Here is a 17,305-nt window from a genome sequence, read left to right as displayed (position 1 = left end):
GGGATCATTGCGCAGTCCGAGACGCAGCGACATCAGTTCTGGGAGGTGCGCGAACAAATCCCCGAGGCCAACCGGCGCATCGGCTCGATCAGTTCGCATGACATATCCTTGCCGATGTCGGAAATCCCTGACTTCATTGTGAAAGGGGCCGAGGTGATTGCCCGGATCGGGGCGTTTCGGATCAACTGTTTCGGGCATCTGGGCGATGGCAACCTGCATTACAACGTCTTTCCCATGCCGGGGCGCGCCCGTGCGGATCACGTAGCAGAGCGTGACGGGATCAAGCGCGCGGTGCATGATCTGGTGCATGCGATGGGTGGGTCGGTCAGCGCCGAGCATGGCATCGGGCGGCTCAAGGTCGAAGATCTGGAGCGTTATGGCGATCCGGTGAAACTGGATGCGATGCGCGCGATCAAGGCGGCGCTCGATCCTCTGGGGATCATGAATCCGGGGGCGGTGCTGCGGGGGTGAAGGGGCGGATGGCCTTTTGCTGAAGTTGGCTCCAATCGCCAATGCGCGGAATCAAGGTGCCGCAGGCACCGCCGCGCAGCGGCCGTCCGCCCCACCGGGCGGGCGCTTTTGCAACGTCACAACAGACTGATAACGCTGGAATATTTTGCAGGCGTAAAGTGCCAGCCGTCGAAGTGGCAGCGCCCACCCGGCGGACCGGCACTGCGCGGTTCATCGCACGCGTCGAATGTCCCCTCTCAACCACACCCAACGCCAATCGCTGGCCCTTTTTCACTCCCACGTCGGATGAAACTTGCCCGCAGGCGACAGCGTGAAAATCTCGGCCCCGCTTGCCGTGACGCCAATGGAATGCTCGAACTGCGCCGAGAGGGATTTGTCGCGGGTGACGGCGGTCCAGTCATCGGCGAGCACTTTGGTTTCGGGGCGGCCAAGATTGACCATCGGCTCGATGGTAAAGAACATGCCTTCTTCAAGGGTCGGCCCGCTGCCCGCCCGCCCGTAATGCAGCACGTTGGGCGGGGAGTGGAACACCCGGCCCAGACCATGTCCGCAGAAATCGCGCACCACCGACATGCGATGCGCCTCCACATAGCTCTGGATCGCATGGCCGATGTCGCCAAAGGTATTGCCGGGGCGCACCGCCTCGATCCCTTTCATCAGCGCGTCATGCGTGACCTGAATCAGCCGCTCGGATTTGCGGCTGAGCTTGCCTGCCACATACATGCGGCTCGTGTCGCCGAACCAGCCATCGACGATCACGGTCACATCGACATTGAGGATATCGCCATCTTTCAACACCTTGTCACCGGGAATGCCGTGGCAGACCACGTGGTTGACGCTGATGCAACTGGCGTGCTGATAGCCCTTGTAGCCGATGGTGGCGGATTTCGCGCCCGAGGCGTTGACCCTGTCCTCGATCAGCTTGTCGATGGCGGCTGTGGTCTGGCCCACGAACACATGCTCTGCAATCTCGTCCAGGATCTGCGCGGCCAAGGCCCCGGCGCGGTGCATGCCGGCAAAATCCGCAGCCTCATGGATGCGGATGCCCTCGCGCGTCAGTCTTCCACGGTGTGTTTCGTTCACGTCCGGCCTCGTATGGTGTCCAATTTCCGTTTATCTAGGGCTATTTGCGCGAAAGAACCAGAGGGCGGTCATCTGCAAGCGGCAGGCTGTGACCGATTGTGATCTCTTGCGGGGTGATATTGGCCCGATATGACAGCACCGTGACCCCCGCCGCACGCGCCCTGAGCAGCGCCTCGGCATAGGCTGGGTCGATGTCTTGGGCCACGGTCACGGCCTCTGCATCGCTGCGTTGCACGAGGTAAAAGAGCACGGCGCGATGCCCGGCCTGCGCCATTTCGGCCAGTTCCCCTAGATGGCGGGTGCCGCGCGCGGTCACGCTGTCGGGGAATTCGGCCAGACCGGGGCTGCGCGAGAGGGTCACGGATTTCACCTCGATATAGGCATCGGGCAGGCCCGCGCCCGAGAGCAGGAAATCCACCCGGCTGGCGGTGCCATAGTTTTGCTCGGGGCGCACCCGGTCATAGGCGGCGAACTCCGGTATTTGCCCTGTCTCAAGCGCCCCTTTGACCACGCGATTGGCAAGGGCGGTATCCACACAGGTGAATTCCCCAGCCACACTCTCGACCAGCCGCCAGCCAAACTTGAGCTTTTTGCGCGGATCGTCATTGGGTTCGACCCAGACCGTCGTGCCGGGATCGGCCAGCCCCAGCATGCTGCCGGGATTGGCGCAATGCGCCGTCACTTCGCGCCCGTCCATGAGGCGGATATCGGCGAGAAAGCGTTTGTAGCGGCGCAGCAGCACAGCCTGCACAAGAGGGGTTTGAAAGCGCATGGCCTGCGCCTATACCGTGTCTGTCCCCGGATCAAGGAGTCTGCCATGCCCAACCCGACCGCTGCCATGCTTGTCATCGGAGACGAGATCCTCTCGGGGCGCACGCGCGATGCCAACATGCATTATCTGGCGGGCGAGGTGACGAAAGTGGGCATCGACCTTAGGGAGGTGCGCGTGGTCAGCGACGATCCTAGTGCCATCGTGGCCGCCGTGCGCGCGCTGAGTGCTGGTTATGACCATGTATTCACATCGGGCGGCATCGGCCCGACCCATGATGACATCACCGCCGAGAATGTGGCGGCGGCCTTTGATCGCCCGATTTCGGTGCGAGAGGATGCCCGCGCCATTCTGGCCGCGCATTATGACGCGCGCGGGCAGGAATTGAACGCGGCGCGCCTGCGCATGGCGCGTATTCCCGACGGGGCCAGCCTGATCGACAACCCGATCAGCGCCGCACCGGGGTTCACCATCGAGAATGTGCATGTCATGGCCGGGGTGCCGTCGATTTTTCAGGCGATGCTGGCCTCAGTCCTGCCCACGCTCACAGGGGGGGCGCCGATCCTGTCGCAGACGCTGGAAATCCGCCGCGGCGAGGGGGATATCGCGGGGCCGCTGTCGGATCTGGCAGGGCGGTATCCGGACCTGAGCATCGGGTCCTATCCGTTCATCCGAGATGGCTGTTACGGCGCGCAGATCGTGATGCGCGGGCAGGATGGTGCGCGGCTTGATGCGGCGATGGCCGAACTGGCGGAGATGTTTCCGGCATGACACCTGATGTGCAGACCCTTTATGCGGTGACAGAGGCCACATGGCCTCCCGCGCGGACAGAGGCGCTTGGCCCCGTCACGATCCGTGAGGGGCAGGGGGGCGGCAAGCGGGTTTCAGCCGCCACGGTCGCGCGGCCGATCTCGCCCGAGGAATTGACCGCCGCCGAGGCCGCGATGCGCGCACTGGATCAAACCCCGCTCTTTCAGGTGCGCGCGGGCGATGACGCGCTTGATGCGCTGCTTGCGGCCGAGGGCTATGGCGTGGTTGATCCGGTCAACCTTTACGTTGCTCCTCTCGCGGCGCTGACAGTGGAGAGACCACCCCGCGTCAGCACCTTTGCGGTTTGGGAACCCCTAGAAATCATGCGCGAAATCTGGGCTGAGGGCGGCATTGGTCCTGCGCGCATCGCGGTGATGGAGCGTGTGACCGGCCCCAAGACCGGGCTCTTTGGCAGGCACAAGGATCAGCCCGCCGCCACCGGCTTTGCCGCCATTCACGATGGGATTGCCATGGTGCATGCGCTCGAGGTGCATGCCCGCCACCGGCGCGCCGGGATGGGGCGGTTGATGATGCTTCAGGCCGCACTTTGGGCGCAATCCGAGGGCGCAGAATTTCTGTCGGTGATCTGCACCAAGACCAATCAGGGCGCCAATGGTCTTTATTCCGCGATGGGCTTTGCCCATATCGGGGACTACCATTACCGGCAAAAGGAGTGAGAAATGACCCATCCGGACCAGCCCACAGCCCTTGATTTGCCGATGATCGACCCGCTGCCCGAGGCCACGCAGAAGTATTTCGACATCTGCGCCGAAAAGCTGGGCATGATCCCCAACGTGCTCAAGGCCTATGCGTTCGATATCGACAAGCTCAACGCCTTTACCACGCTCTACAACAACCTGATGCTGGCCGAGAGCGGCCTGAGCAAGCTGGAGCGCGAGATGATCGCGGTGGTGGTCAGCTCGATCAACCGCTGCTGGTATTGTCAGGTGGCCCATGGTGCGGCGGTGCGGCAACTGTCGGGCGATCCGGCTTTGGGCGAGGCGATGGTGATGAACTGGCGCGCGGCGCGGCTGGATGCAAGGCAGGCGGCGATGCTGGGCTTTGCGGAAAAGATCACGCGCGCCTCCTCCGAGATCACCGAAACGGATCGTCAGGTGCTGCGCGATGCGGGCCTCAGCGACCGGGATATCTGGGACATCGCCAATGTCGCGGGGTTTTTCAACATGACCAATCGGGTGGCCTCGGCCACGGGCATGCAGCCCAACCCCGATTATCACGCGCAGGCGCGATAGGGCGGGATGCGCGGTGCTGCCCCTCTTTTGATCTGGTTGCTGCTGGCGGGCGGCCCGGCCTCTGCGGTCGAGCTGAACCTGCCCGCGACGGCCAGCCAAACGCGCGAGTTGATCCGCGCGGCGGATACGGTGATCCTGCCCACAGGTCCGCATACCGGTCAAAACCTGCCCAGCCTGCGCCTTGAGGGGCGCATCGAGAGCCGCGCCTGGCGGATGCCGGTGCAGGGGATCACCACGCTGCAAATGCTGGCCCCCTTGGCGGATCAATTGGAGAACTCCGGCTGGGGCGTTGTGTTCGAGTGCGAGGCGGCGGCCTGTGGCGGGTTCGATTTCCGCTTTGCCCTGCCCACCCTGCCTGCGCCGGACATGTTCCTTGACCTATTTGACTATCGCTATCTGCTGGTGCGGCGCGGGGCGGGGGCCGCGCGGGAACATGCCGCCGTGATCGTCAGCCAGAGCGGGCAGACCGGCTATGTTCAGGTGCTGCATGTGACGCCTCTGCCCGAGGGTGAGAGCGTGGCCCCCGCACCGGATGACACCGCGCCGCGGTCTGATCTGGCGGATCAGTTGCAAGAGGCAGGGCATGTGGTGCTGGAGGGTCTTGATTTCGGCTCGGGTGACAATGCGCTTGGCCCCGGTCCGCATGCCAGCCTTGTGGCCTTGGCGGCATTTCTGCGGGCTGCGCCCGAAACGCGCGTGGCACTTGTCGGGCATACCGATAGCACCGGCGGTCTTGAGCCGAACAGCGCCCTTTCACGCGCCCGCGCCGAGGCGGTGCTGACCCGTCTGATCGAGCAACACGGCGTGGCCCCGGCGCAGGTCGAGGCGCATGGCATCGGCTATCTGGCCCCTATCGCCCCCAACACCAGCCCCGAAGGGCGCGAGCGCAATCGCCGGGTCGAGGTCGTGCTGCTGAGCGCAGGCGAGCCATAACCCCTCAGCGCCACCATGCCGAATGCGAGGCAAGCGCGCCTTGCAGCTTGGCCAAGAGGCGGTTGGCTGGGCCGGGTTGGGGCAAGGGACCATGCGCCAGCCGCTCGACCACCATCTCGACCGCACAGGGCCGCCCGGTCACGGGATCGCGGTAGCGGGGATAATCAATCAGCGCGGCATGCACGAGACCGGTCAGAGCGGGCCGCGCGTTGCGCCGCGCCGGGATGTCGCCCAGATCGCGGGTGAGGCCCCAACCGGCATAAAAGGGCGCGCCGGTCGTGGTCACGCGCACGCCGCGCAAGAGCGCCTCGAACCCCAGAAGCGAGGTCATGGTCCAGACCTCTTGGACCATATCCAAGAGCCGGGCCGGATCGGTGCGATCAAGGATCACATCGGCGAGTTCGTGGGCGGCCTCGGGCGGCACCGCGCCGGGGCGTAGCCCGGCCTCGACATCGGGATGCGGTTTGTAGAGGATCACGGCCTGCGGATTGGCCGCGCGCGCCGCCTGCAAGAGCGCGAGATTGGTGGCGATCCCCCCGGCACCAAGGCGAATGGAGGCGTCATCCTCGACCTGTCCCGGCACGAGGATGCGCCGCCCCTCGGGCAGATCAGGCACGGGCTGGCCAAGGTTGTATTTGCTCAGGCCATGCCGGATCAGCGCCGCGATCAGCGCCTCGGTGCGGCGGTCTTGATCGGGGCGCAGGCGGGCGCGGTTGGCGATCAGGCGCTCCAATCTGCTCTCGCGCGTGGGGTCATAATAGATGCCCAGATCGTCGCAGACCAGTGACAGAGGCGGGATGAGATCGGCCCCTAGCCCGCGCGAGCGCAAGAAGCCATCTTCGACGCGCAGAGCATTTTCCGGGCCTGTGTCGCCCTGCGAGGCCCAGACCATCACGCGGCGGTCGGGCTGGGGCGCCCCACCAAAGGTCATGCGCCGATGCGTGCCAAAGAAGCGTTGCAGCGGCGCGCGTTTCCACAGGCGCATGCCATGGGCTTGCCATCCGATGTGATCCTCGCGCCAGGCCCGCGTTTCCGCTTCGAGCGTCGATATCGCACTGTCCAGATCGCAGAGCCGGTCGCGGCAAGGGTCATACCATGTGGGATAGAGCAGCATCGCCCCGGCAAAGAGCTGCGCGCGAGTCAGCTTGCGGCCCCGGCGGCTGAGGGGCAGAGGGTGACGGTCGTCGCTCAGACCCCAGCCCGCATAGAAGGGCTGGCCAAAGACTTGCGGGCGGTGCCCGGCCAGAATGGCCTCGAACCCCATTTGCGAGGTCACGCAATAGACCGCAATGGCCCCTTCCATCAGCGCCCATGGGCTGACCGGATCGGACAAAAGGCGGATGCGCGCGCTCTCGTCCTTGGCGCTGAAATAGCCGGGGCGGTGGCCCCCGGCGGTCTCGGGATGGGTCTTGATCACGATCCGCGCACCGGGGTGATCCTCTTGCGCCCAATAGAGCATCTCGCGGAAGGTGTTGGCATCGGCCCCGCCATGCGTGACCGAGGCATCGCCGCGAGTCTGGTCGATCACCAGCACGTAGCCCGGATCAGGGCAGGGGGTGGTGGGATCAAAGGCGCTGTATTTGCTCAGATGCGCCTCTTGCAGCCGCGACATGCCGCTGCGCGCCCGGTCGAGCAGGGATGTGTCATCGAGCGGATGCGTGGCCAGCAGATGCTCAAGGTCGGAAGCGTGGCGGCTATCGAAATAGATGCCGCGCCGGTCGATCACCAACCCCAGAGGCGGCTCGCCGCTGCGCCCGGGATGGAGCGAGCGCAGAAAGGCATCCTCGATCCGCAAGAGCCCGGCACCGGTGCGGGTCGCCATGGCCTCGCCGCGTGCGGCATAGGGGCTGCGGCCCCAAACGGCGATCAGGTCGCGCGCGCCGGGCCGCCCGAGGGTCAGGTGATACCCCGCCAGCTTCAGGATGCGGCGCACGCGGCCTTGCCAGAGAAACCCACCGTTGAAATAGAAAACCCGCCGGGAGGCCTCGGCCTCGCCAGCGGGTTGCCCGTCAGAGGGCTGGCTCAAAAGTCGCCTGTCAGCGTCGAGGACGCCGTCGATACCGACCCGACCGCGCCAAGCGTGCCGGTAAAGGCACCGATGACCTTGGACCATTGTGTGAACGGCGCTTCGGTCACATAGATCGTGTCGTCGTCGCGGATCGAGAAATCGCGCGCCATGAACATGCCGTTGGGTTTCGTCAGGTCGAGCACATAGACCAGACGTTGCGCGCCCTGAAGATCGTTGCGGCCCAGCACCTGATTGGCGATTTCCGCCGGTTCGTTGCGCAGCACGAAGACGCCGGTCGGATCGGCGGCAGCGGTCGAGAGACCGCCCACCTGTGCGATGGCCTCGAGCGCGCTGAGGGTCTGTGTCTCGAAGGTTACGCGCGACTGCGCGCCGGTGGCACCAAGGGCGGTGTAGGCGCGGGTATCGGCCTCGACCAGAATACGGTCGCCACCGCGCAGGGCGATGTCGAACTGCGGATATTTGAACAGGTCCTGAAACCAGACCTTGGAGCGTTGATCGCCACGAATGACCGTGATCTGTGCCACCTCTGGCGGGATCGCGATGCCACCTGCCGAGGCGATCATCGCCGAGAGGGTGCGGGTGGGGGCCTCGATCGGATAGACGCCCTGACCGCTGACAGCGCCGCTGATCGACACGGTCGAGCCGTTGCCCGCAAGGCGGCGCACCTCGACCTGAGGATCGGGGGTCTGCTGTTCGAGCTTTTCGGTGATGACGCGGCGCACACCCTCGGGGGTGTTGCCTGCCGCCTTGATCCGGCCAGCATAGGGCACGAAGATAAAGCCAGAGCCGTCCACCTGAACCTCGCCCAAGGTGGTCTGGTTGGTCGCCTCGCCTGCCAAAAGCCCGTCATCGACGTTTTCCCAGATGGTCAGGCCCAGCGTGTCACCGGGGCTGATGAGGTCAGAGCCAAGCAGGCCCGCATTCTGGAATTGGTCGGTAAAGCCAAGCGCCGGTTGCACGGCGGTTGCGCGGGTCACGCGATCATTTACCGTCACGACAAAGGCGTCGCCCTCTTTCTGGACCGATCCGGCGTAGATTTCGCGCTTGTTTGGGCCCACGCGCGGCAGGCCACATCCGGCCACGAAGGACGCGATAAGCAAGAGCGCGACAGGGCGCGCCCATCGGGTGTGTCGGGATGTCACTGCTCGGTCTCCTCGACCTGTTCTTGTTCTGCCTCGGGTCTTTTTTGGCTACGCTACCGGACAAAATTGTTAAAATCCAGCATTTCCATTGCTTGCGCCTATGTGATGAGGCGCAACTGTTGCCGAGGGGCCGCGGTGCCAGAGCGCAGCGCGTCATAGGGATCTTCGGGGGCGAGCATCATATCGACCGCTTGCCGCAGCAACTGCCGCCGCCCCGATGAGGAATAGAAGCCGCCTGCAATCTGGCTGGTTTCCAGCAGAAACCGCCGGTAATCGGTATAGGCGCGGCGGTCGGGGCGTTCTGCCCCGGCAAAGAAATCGGGCAAGGGTTTGGTCGAGACGAATTGCGGCTTGGCATAGACCGCCTGCCCGAAGGTGCGCAGCGGAATGCCGCGCCAGAGCACCTGCTGCGCGGCCGTGGAATTGACCGTGACCGCAGAGCGCGCCTCGTCCAAGAGCTTGGCCAGCTTGCCGCCGCGCAGGTAATGCACCCGCCCGCGCAACCCGTAAGCGTTCACAAGGCGGCGCAATTCGCTGCGGATGGGGGCGCGGCCATCCTCGAGCGGATGCGCCTTGATCACCAGATGATGATGCGGCGGCGCGCCACGGGCAAAGCCGTCGATCACGGTTTCCAGAAACTCGGTCATCGTGGAAAACGGCGAATGGGCCTGAAACGAGGCGTCGTGTTCGAGTTGCAAGAGCGCGATATGATAGGGAAAGCCGCCGGTGCGGACCCGCCATGTGGTCAAGCGCCGCTCGATGGCCTGAACCGGCATCAGCACGAGCCGTTTCAGGTAGAGCTTGAATTCCTGCCCAACGGTCAGGGCGCGATGCGGGCGAAAATGCCGGTAGCGACGATTCAGAAAGAGAACAAAGCCATGATAGAGCGCGCCATAAAACACATGCTGGCGCATGTCGCCCCAACTGGCCGGGGGCAGGGCGGTGTCCATGTCCGAGTTTTCCAGCGCCTGACGCATCTCGGGCACGCTCATTTCCATCAGGCGGGAGTTGCCATTGGTGCCGCCGCGCTCATACGTCACCCAATAGGGGCGCATGTAGCCTTCTTCAAAGACATGGATCGTGAGGCCGCGCGCGCGGGCGAGAGCGACCGCTTGTGCATGGATGGGTCGGGTATCGCCGTAGAGCACGAGATCGGTGATGCGCTTGTCATCGAGGATCTGGGTGAGGGTCGCGGTCCAATCCTCGGCTTGACCGAGAAAGGGCAGATAGCTGCTCCGCTCGCGCCAGAACGCCTGATCCCCGGCATTGAAGCCCACGCGCCAGACATCCGCCCCCGCCCGTCGCAGCATCTGCCCGAGTTGATAGAAGAACGGCCCATGCGGTCCCTGAAGAAACAGAAACGCGCGGTCCTTGCCGGTCAGACCAGTCATGGCGGTGTCTCTTGCCTTTGCGCTCGATCACGCTTTCTACTGCAAAAATCGGGCGAAAATAAGCCCCGTCGGCTGCGGTCTCTTGTCTGGCGGCGGTGGGGGCGGTAGGGGTCACACGAGAGCAAAAGGAGAGCGGTCATGTTCACGGGCATCATCACCGATGTGGGGCGCATTCAGGCGATCGAGCATCGTGGCGATCTGCGCGCGCGGATTGGCACCGGCTATGACACCGCCCGGGTCGAGATTGGCGCCTCTATTGCCTGCGACGGCGTGTGTCTGACGGTTGTGGCGCTTGGGTCCGGCTGGTTCGATGTGGATATTTCGGCTGAAACCCTGTCCAAGACCAATCTGTCGGGGTGGGCCGAAGGGCGGCGCGTCAATCTGGAACGCGCGCTCCGGGTGGGCGACGAATTGGGCGGGCATATCGTGTCCGGCCATGTCGATGGGCTGGCCGAGGTGGTGGAACTGCGCGACGAGGGTGACAGCACCCGCGTCACGCTGCGCGCGCCTGCGCCCCTTGCGCGGTTCATCGCGCCCAAGGGATCGGTCGCGCTCAACGGCACCTCGCTCACGGTCAACGAGGTCGCGGGCCGCGATTTCGGGATCAACTTCATCCCGCACACCAAGGCTGTGACCACCTGGGGCGATGTGGCCCTCGGTGATATGGTCAATCTCGAGATCGACACGCTCGCGCGGTATGTGGCGCGGCTGGCCGAGGCGGGTTAGGCCTCAGTCGGCACGGCAGCGCGGTAGAGATGCCATGTTGCATGGCCCAAGACCGGCAGCACGATCACCAACCCGAGGAACGCGGGCAGCATGCCAAGGGTCATGCTGACGGCCACGATCAAGCCCCAAGTTGCGACAATGCCCGGATTGCGCCGCGCCACGGCGACCGATGTCATGACCGCCACCGGCAGGCACACGCGCCGGTCGATCAGCATCGGGAATGAGATCAGGCTGAGCACCAGAACGGCGGCGGCAAAGACAAAGCCCGTGGCCATGCCGAAAATGATCATCTGCCAGCCCGCCCCGGTGGTCAGCACATCCTGCGCAAACCCCATCAGGCTGGTGGGCGGGAGCGGTCCAAGCGTGAGGTCGTAGATATATTTCGCGGCGAACATCCACACCACGAATAGCCCCATGAGATAGACCCCCAGAACCAGCACTGGCCCCAGAACATGCGCGCGCAGGGCCCGCAGCGCCGTGCCCCAGCCCGTCGCCTGCCCGGTTTCACGCTGACGGCTCATTTCATAGAGCCCGGTTCCGATCACCGGACCCAGCAGGGTGAAGCCCGCCGCCAGCGGAAAGAGCAGGTGGAGATTGGCCGAATGAAACGCGGTAAGCGCCAGCGTGATGCCGATCAAGGGATAGATGGCGATGAGAAAGAACACATCGCTGCGCAGGGCCACGAAATCCGCCAGCCCCTTTTGCAGCGCTGCGCGAAGGTCGGCGCGGCTGAGCGTGCGCACCTCGGGCGGGGTGGTGACTTCGCTGCCGAGCGCCTCTGCGGCGTCAGACGCGCTACGTCCCGCGCTTGCGGTGGTGCCCGCCAGCCATGTCAATGGATTGCCGATGGTCTTGGTCATTCTGGCCTCCCTTTTCGGGGCGCGGAAGCCGAAGGTCCGGCGTCGCGCCGTCACGGTGTCGTAGCCTGAGGATACCATGAATTGCGCCTGCCGTCACTTCACGATGGGGCGACGGGGCCGGGGTCAGCCTTGCCGTCTGCGAGAAGGGACGCGGTTTTCAAACCAACGGAACATCAGCGCGATGAGGCCCGCAATGATCATGTAGACCAGAGCCAGCAGCAAAAGCGGCTCGTAGACGATGAAGGTGTCGGCGCGCACGCGGCTCGAGACCGCGTAAATCTCGATCACCGTGATCGTGGCTACCAGCGGCGTCGCCTTGAGTTGCAGGATGGTTTCGCCCCCGAGGGTGGGCAACACGTTGCGGATGGCCTGCGGTAGCCAGATGCGGCGGAATATCGTGAAGCGCGGCATGCCAAAGGCGCGCGCGGCCTCAAGCTGGCCTTTTTGCACGCTGGCAAAGCCGCCGCGCATCACCTCGCCCTCATAGCCCGCATAGGACAGGGTAAGCGCCAGAACGGCATAGGGCCAAGCCTGACGCAGATAGGGCCAAAGATCGGACCCGCGTATCCACGGATATTGCGGGAAAAGAGATCCAAGCCCGTAATAAAGCAGCCAGATTTGCAAGAGGAGTGGCGTGCCGCGAATGATGGTGCAAAAAATGCGCGCAGGGGCGGCCAAATACCAAGGCCCCGCCGCCTGTGCCAGACCAAGCGGCACGGCGAGCATGAACCCAAGCACGACTGTCACCACCAAGATCCAGATTGTGCGCCACAGCCCCTCAAGCGCCAGAGGCAGGTATTGCGGCAACCAATCCCACCGCAGAGACAGCGCACACCAGAGCACGAACCCGGCGAAAAGCGCCATCAGGAACAGGCGGCGCGGGATCAGGAGGGCGCGCAGATCGCTCATCGCCCGCCCTCGCGCAAGGAGGGCTGGCCGCGCCGTGCCCATTTCTCGATCCGGGCAAAGATCACGCCCGAGAACAGCGTGATGATCAGGTAAAGCGCGCCTGCCGCGAGGAAAAAGGTGAAATAAGCCCGCGTGCTGCCCGCCGCCTGTCGGGTTTCCAGCGTCAATTCACTGAATCCCACAATGGCCAAGAGGGCCGTGTCTTTGGTGGCAATCAGCCACAGGTTTGCCAGCCCCGGCGTGGCAAAGCCCATCATCGCCGGGATCGTCACCCGCCGCAGGGTCATCAGCGGCGGCATGCCAAAGGCGCGTGCGGCCTCAAGCTGTCCGGGCGGAATCGCCTGAATGGCGCCGCGCAAGACCTCGGTGGCATAGGCCCCCTGCACCACGCCCAAGACCCAGATGCCCGCGACAACACCGTTGATCTCGACCCGGTCATAACCCATGGCGATAGCTGCCTGATTGATCAGGTCAGAACCGACATAATAGAGGATGAGGATCAGCACCAATTCCGGCACGGCGCGGATGACGGTGGTATAAACCGCCAGCAGATCGCGCAAGAGCGGCCCGCCGTAGAGCTTGCCATAGGCCCCACCCAGCCCGATCACAAGGCCAAACCCAAAGGCCCCAAGCGCGATCTGGAGCGAATTAACCAGCCCGCGCAAGAGGTTGGCGCCCCAGCCCGGAGGCTCGAGCGACAAGAGGCTGGCGGCTTCCGCCAGCCCCAATGTGTCCAGCAGCCCCTCCAACGGGTTTAGTAGATGCTGGCTTTGAAGTAGCGCGCGGTGATCTCTGCATGGGTGCCGTCGGCCAGAATGGCGGCGATGCCCTTGTTCAGCGCCTCGCGCAGCGCGTCCTCACCCTTGCGCACCCCTGCGCCAACACCTAGCCCGAGAATGGCCGGGTCGTCAGCGACATTGCCCTTGATCTCGCAGCAGGCCCCCGCGTCGGTGGACACGAAATCCGCCATGGCGATGCTGTCGGCCTGCGTGGCGTCAATCCGGCCTGCGACCAGATCCTGATTGGCCTCGTCCTGCGTCTGATAGATGCGAATTTCGGCGGCGTCCTTGAAGTATTCCTGCGCATAGGCCTGATGGATGGTCGAGGCCTGAACGCCGATGATCTTGTCTTTCAGACCTTCGGGGGTGGCGTCGATGTCCATCGCCTTGTCGGCCACGACCACGGTCGGTGTGTTGTAGTAAGGGTCGGAAAAGTCGATGGTTTTCATCCGCTCTTCGGTGATCGACATGGAGGCCATGATGGCGTCGATCTGGCCGCCGGTGAGCGAGGGGATGATCCCGTCCCAGGCCACGGGCGTGATCACGCAATTGAGTTCGGCGGCCTTGCACACCGCGTCGATCACATCGACCTCCCAGCCGACCCATGTGCCCGAGCTATCGAGCGAGGCAAAGGGCGGATAGGGTTCGGCGGCGATGCCGATCTTGACCTCTTGCGCGGCAAGCCCGGTGCCGAGGGCCGCCAAAGTGGCGGCGGCGAGGATGGTTTTCAGTGTCATGTCAGTCTCCCTTGTTGGTTGGTTTGATCTGCCCCGCCTTATCCGACGGTTTGCAGGAATTGCTTGAGGCGGGCCGATTGTGGCGCGCCAAAGACGCGCTCGGGGGGGCCTTCTTCCTCGATCCGGCCTTGGTAGAGGTAGACCACATGGCTGGCCACCTCGCGGGCGAATTTCATTTCATGCGTGACGATCAGCATGGTGCGCCCTTCGGCGGCAAGATCGCGGATCACGCTGAGTACCTCGCCCACAAGCTCGGGGTCGAGCGCGCTGGTGGGTTCATCGAACAGCATCACGGCGGGATCAACCGCGAGGGCCCGCGCGATGGCGGCGCGCTGCTGCTGGCCACCGGACAGAAAGGCGGGAAAGGTATCGGCCTTGTCGCCAAGTCCCACACGGTCAAGCAGCGCACGCGCCCGCTCAATCGCCTGATTTTTCGGGGTTTTCAGAACATTCACCGGCACCTCGATCACGTTCTCAAGGAGGGTGCGATGGGTCCAGAGGTTGAAGGCCTGAAACACCATGCCAAGCCGCGTGCGGATGCGCTCAATCTGGCGGCGGTCTGAGGGGCTTCCGTCTGCGCGCATGGCAATCGCCTCGCCATTAACCACGATCCGGCCTGATGTAGGGGTTTCAAGGAAATTGATACAGCGCAGCATGGTCGATTTGCCCGACCCCGACCCGCCGATGATCGCCACCACATCGCCCTTTTGTGCGGTGAGTGACACGCCCTTGAGCACTTCGAGCGGCCCGAATGACTTGTGCAGGTCTTCGACAAGGATCGCGGGCGGCACCGGGTCGGGCGCGTCGGACGGTCGGGGCGCTGCGGTCAAGGGTATGTCTCCGGCAGGGTCACTTTCGGCTTGTAGTAAGGCGGAAGAGTCGTAATTATGCAAGCGTATAATTGATGCCGCGCAGGATGGATGCACCGATGACCGGAGAACGCCGCAAATTCAGGCGCGAGGGGGCCGACACCCGCCGTCAGGCGCTGGTGCTGGCGACACTTGATCTGATCGCGGAACAAGGCGTGCGCGGGGCCACGGTGCGCGCCATCGCAGAGCGGGCGGATGTGACCCAAGGCCTTATACGGCATTACTTTTCCACCAAGGATGAGCTGGTGCAAGAGGCCTATCTCGCGCATATGGCGGGGCTGACAGAACAGACCTTTGCCGGGGTCGCAGAGCGGGAAACGGCCCTCGGGCGGTTGGCGGCGCTGGTGGTGGCCTCGGTCACGCCGCCGGTGGTGGATTCGGCCTCGGTCGGGCTCTGGGCCGGGTTTCTCAACCATGTGCGCCAGGATGCGCGGATGCGCGCGGTGCACGCGCAGACCTATCACGATTTCCGCGACCGGCTGGAGCGGTTGATCGTGGCGGCGTTGGAGGAAGCGGGGCGCGGCCCGGATGCGGGGCAGGCGCGACGGCTGGCGATTGCCTGCAACGCGGTGATTGACGGGCTCTGGCTGGAGGGGGGCGCGCTGCCTGAGGCGTTTGAGCCGGATGAACTGACTGGAATTGCGCTCACGGCGGTGGGCGCGATTTTGCAATTGGACTTGGAAGAGGCGGCGAAGACATGAGATTTTCCTCGATAAATGAACGGCTTGCCGGGCTTGGCGGGGCCAAGTGGGAGGTGCATGCCCGCGCCAAGGCGATGGCGCGCGCGGGCCGCGACGTGATCCGCCTTACGATTGGCGAGCCGGATGTGCCAACGCCCGAACGCCTCAAGGACGCCGCCTATGCCGCGATGAAGGCCGGGCGCACGGGCTACTCGGATGGGCGCGGCGAGCCGGGATTGCGGGCGGCACTGGCGGAAAAATACAGCAAAAACAGGGGCCGCGCGTTTCATCCCGATCAGGTCATGTGCTTTCCGGGCACGCAAACCGCGCTCTATGCGGTGATGATGGCGATTGCCGAAGAGGGCGCAGAGGTGCTGGTGGGCGATCCGATGTATGCCACCTATGAGGGGGTCATTCGCGCAACGGGGGCCACGATGGTGCCGGTTCCGCTGCGGCCTGAGAATGGGTTTCGCATGGCGGCGGCGGATGTCGCACCCCTCATAACCCCTAGAACACGCGCGATTTTATTGACCACGCCGCATAATCCCACGGGGGCAATCCTGACCCGTGCCGATATCGCAGCACTTGGCCGGTTGGCGGTCGAGCATGACCTCTGGATCATTTCAGACGAGGTTTATGAGGATCTGGTGTTCGAGGGGTCCGAGTTTGTCTCGCCCCTGTCCGATCCGGATTTGGCGGAGCGGGTTGTCGCGGTGTCGTCGATTTCCAAAAGCCACGCAGCACCCGGTTTTCGCAGCGGTTGGTGCGTTGGGTCGTTGGAATTTACCGCCAATCTGCTGGCACTGTCCGAGACAATGCTCTTTGGAAATCAACCGTTTATCGCGGATATGACGGAACAGGCGGTGCGCGAGGGTTCTGATGTGGCAGGGGGCATGCGGCAGAGGTTTGCGGCGCGCGCAGACCTCTTGGCGGCACGGTTGGAGCGGGAAACGGCGTTGCGCGTGCATCGCCCTGAAGCGGGGATGTTCGCGATGGTGGATATTGCCGCGACGGGGCTGGACGGGGAAAGCTATGCCTTTGATCTCTTGGAGAAAACCGGCGTGGCGGTGATGCCGGGGGCGTCGTTTGGCAAGACGCTCGACTCATGGGTGCGGTTGGCGCTGACGGTCGAGGATGCTCCCTTTGCCCAAGCGATTGACCGGATTGTGGCCCATGCCAATGCGCGGCGCGTCAAGATCGCCTGAAACATAATATAATCAGAGGGTTACACGATGAATTCCAGCTATGAATTCCGCCGGGCGATCACCCGCAAACCGGGCAAGAGCATTGTGGGCGGGTTGCGCGCCGAGGATATCGGCACGCCGGATCTGGCGCGGATGCTGGAGGCGCATGCCGCCTATGTGGCGACCCTGCGCAGCACCGGGGCGGAGGTGGTGGAACTGCCCCCGCTCGAGGATTATCCCGATGCGGTTTTTGTAGAAGATACAATGCTTTGCCTGCCGGAACTGGCCATCGCCATGCGCCCCGGCGCGCCCACACGGATGGGCGAAGTGGCCGAGATGCGCCCAGCGATTGCTGCGGTTTATGGGGACAGCATCGCAGAAATCACCGCGCCGGGGACCATCGAGGGGGGCGATATTCTGGTGACGGGGCGCGAGATTCTGGTGGGATTGTCGGCGCGGACCAATCGGGAAGGAGTGGCGCAACTATCTGATATTGTTTGTGAATATGGATATACTTTGAGGTTGGTCGAGACCCCGGCGGGGGTTTTGCACTTCAAGACCGATTGCGGTCTTTTGGCGCCCGAGACCATCCTGAGCACAAGGCGGCTGGCGGTGTCGGGCTGTTTTGAGGGCTATGAGGTGCTGTTGGTGCCCGACGGTGAGGAGGCTGCAAGTAATTG

General features: G+C 64.0%; 19 protein-coding genes. 9 read left to right on the top strand and 10 right to left on the bottom strand.

The features are described 5' to 3' along the window. Window positions 1–471 (top strand): FAD-linked oxidase C-terminal domain-containing protein (locus tag KBT70_RS02480; RefSeq protein WP_296628383.1); only part of this gene is annotated, 471 nt, incomplete at its 5' end. Window positions 472–741: 270 nt separating this feature from the next. Here KBT70_RS02480 and map read toward each other — a convergent pair. Both map and sfsA read right to left on the bottom strand, forming a co-directional pair. After that, window positions 742–1,554, bottom strand: coding sequence for a type I methionyl aminopeptidase (gene map / locus KBT70_RS02475; RefSeq protein ID WP_296628380.1), 813 nt, complete (start codon window positions 1,552–1,554; stop codon window positions 742–744). 40 nt (window positions 1,555–1,594) lie between these two features. Beyond that, on the bottom strand, window positions 1,595–2,326 hold the full coding sequence (gene sfsA / locus KBT70_RS02470) for a DNA/RNA nuclease SfsA (RefSeq protein ID WP_296628378.1): 732 nt from the start codon (window positions 2,324–2,326) through the stop codon (window positions 1,595–1,597). 45 nt (window positions 2,327–2,371) lie between these two features. Here sfsA and KBT70_RS02465 point away from each other — a divergent pair, with 45 nt between their 5' ends. From KBT70_RS02465 to KBT70_RS02450, 4 genes are read left to right on the top strand one after another with little or no spacing between them, the layout of a single operon-like run. After that, the gene (locus KBT70_RS02465) at window positions 2,372–3,094 is read left to right on the top strand and encodes a molybdopterin-binding protein (protein ID WP_296628376.1); all 723 of its coding nucleotides are present in this window, start codon (window positions 2,372–2,374) and stop codon (window positions 3,092–3,094) included. Next, window positions 3,091–3,810, top strand: a complete 720-nt coding sequence (locus KBT70_RS02460; protein WP_296628373.1) for a GNAT family N-acetyltransferase — start codon at window positions 3,091–3,093, stop codon at window positions 3,808–3,810. The genes KBT70_RS02465 and KBT70_RS02460 overlap by 4 nt, the downstream gene beginning before the upstream one ends. Window positions 3,811–3,813: 3 nt before the next feature. Continuing rightward, window positions 3,814–4,386, top strand: a complete 573-nt coding sequence (locus KBT70_RS02455) for a peroxidase-related enzyme (RefSeq protein ID WP_296628370.1) — start codon at window positions 3,814–3,816, stop codon at window positions 4,384–4,386. A 6-nt stretch (window positions 4,387–4,392) separates the two neighbouring features. Then, a complete protein-coding gene (locus KBT70_RS02450) occupies window positions 4,393–5,319 on the top strand; it encodes an OmpA family protein (protein ID WP_296628367.1) in 927 nt (308 codons plus the stop codon). Between the two features lie 4 nt (window positions 5,320–5,323). On the opposite strand, the gene KBT70_RS02445 is transcribed toward KBT70_RS02450, so the two are convergent. From KBT70_RS02445 to KBT70_RS02435, 3 genes are all read right to left on the bottom strand, one after another. Next, complete coding sequence (locus KBT70_RS02445; protein ID WP_296628365.1) at window positions 5,324–7,345, bottom strand: capsular polysaccharide biosynthesis protein; 2,022 nt, start codon at window positions 7,343–7,345, stop codon at window positions 5,324–5,326. Further along, window positions 7,342–8,490, bottom strand: coding sequence for a polysaccharide biosynthesis/export family protein (locus tag KBT70_RS02440; RefSeq protein WP_296628363.1), 1,149 nt, complete (start codon window positions 8,488–8,490; stop codon window positions 7,342–7,344). Before KBT70_RS02440 ends, KBT70_RS02445 begins: the two co-directional genes overlap by 4 nt. A gap of 98 nt (window positions 8,491–8,588) precedes the next feature. Next, window positions 8,589–9,881 (bottom strand): capsular biosynthesis protein, encoded by a 1,293-nt coding sequence (locus KBT70_RS02435; protein ID WP_296628361.1) that lies wholly within the window; start codon window positions 9,879–9,881, stop codon window positions 8,589–8,591. 138 nt (window positions 9,882–10,019) lie between these two features. On the opposite strand from KBT70_RS02435, the gene KBT70_RS02430 reads away from it, so the two are divergent. Beyond that, the gene (locus KBT70_RS02430) at window positions 10,020–10,607 is read left to right on the top strand and encodes a riboflavin synthase (protein WP_296628360.1); all 588 of its coding nucleotides are present in this window, start codon (window positions 10,020–10,022) and stop codon (window positions 10,605–10,607) included. On the opposite strand, the gene KBT70_RS02425 is transcribed toward KBT70_RS02430, so the two are convergent. The 5 genes from KBT70_RS02425 to KBT70_RS02405 all read right to left on the bottom strand — a co-directional run bounded on the left by KBT70_RS02425 (window position 10,604) and on the right by KBT70_RS02405 (window position 14,728). Next, entirely contained in the window at window positions 10,604–11,467 is an 864-nt protein-coding gene (locus KBT70_RS02425) for a DUF2189 domain-containing protein (RefSeq protein ID WP_296628358.1), read from the bottom strand. The genes KBT70_RS02430 and KBT70_RS02425 overlap by 4 nt on opposite strands. A 123-nt stretch (window positions 11,468–11,590) precedes the next feature. Further along, window positions 11,591–12,376: an ABC transporter permease gene (locus KBT70_RS02420; RefSeq protein ID WP_296628355.1), complete on the bottom strand. Its 786-nt coding sequence runs from the start codon at window positions 12,374–12,376 to the stop codon at window positions 11,591–11,593. Continuing rightward, a complete protein-coding gene (locus KBT70_RS02415) occupies window positions 12,373–13,125 on the bottom strand; it encodes an ABC transporter permease (protein WP_296628353.1) in 753 nt (250 codons plus the stop codon). Before KBT70_RS02415 ends, KBT70_RS02420 begins: the two co-directional genes overlap by 4 nt. A 5-nt stretch (window positions 13,126–13,130) precedes the next feature. Next, window positions 13,131–13,892, bottom strand: a complete 762-nt coding sequence (locus tag KBT70_RS02410) for a transporter substrate-binding domain-containing protein (protein WP_296628351.1) — start codon at window positions 13,890–13,892, stop codon at window positions 13,131–13,133. Between the two features lie 38 nt (window positions 13,893–13,930). Beyond that, entirely contained in the window at window positions 13,931–14,728 is a 798-nt protein-coding gene (locus tag KBT70_RS02405; RefSeq protein WP_296628386.1) for an ATP-binding cassette domain-containing protein, read from the bottom strand. 92 nt (window positions 14,729–14,820) lie between these two features. On the opposite strand from KBT70_RS02405, the gene KBT70_RS02400 reads away from it, so the two are divergent. From KBT70_RS02400 to KBT70_RS02390, 3 genes are all read left to right on the top strand, one after another. Then, window positions 14,821–15,462 (top strand): TetR family transcriptional regulator C-terminal domain-containing protein, encoded by a 642-nt coding sequence (locus KBT70_RS02400; RefSeq protein WP_296628348.1) that lies wholly within the window; start codon window positions 14,821–14,823, stop codon window positions 15,460–15,462. Then, complete coding sequence (locus KBT70_RS02395) at window positions 15,459–16,646, top strand: pyridoxal phosphate-dependent aminotransferase (protein ID WP_296628346.1); 1,188 nt, start codon at window positions 15,459–15,461, stop codon at window positions 16,644–16,646. Before KBT70_RS02400 ends, KBT70_RS02395 begins: the two co-directional genes overlap by 4 nt. 27 nt (window positions 16,647–16,673) lie before the next feature. Continuing rightward, on the top strand, window positions 16,674–17,305 hold a 632-nt coding region (locus tag KBT70_RS02390; protein ID WP_296628345.1), incomplete at its 3' end, for an arginine deiminase family protein.

This window comes from Roseovarius sp. (assembly GCF_018066915.1).
GTDB lineage: Bacteria > Pseudomonadota > Alphaproteobacteria > Rhodobacterales > Rhodobacteraceae > Roseovarius.
Note: the sequence above shows the minus strand (reverse complement) of the source record. Positions and strands in the feature narration are given on the sequence as shown.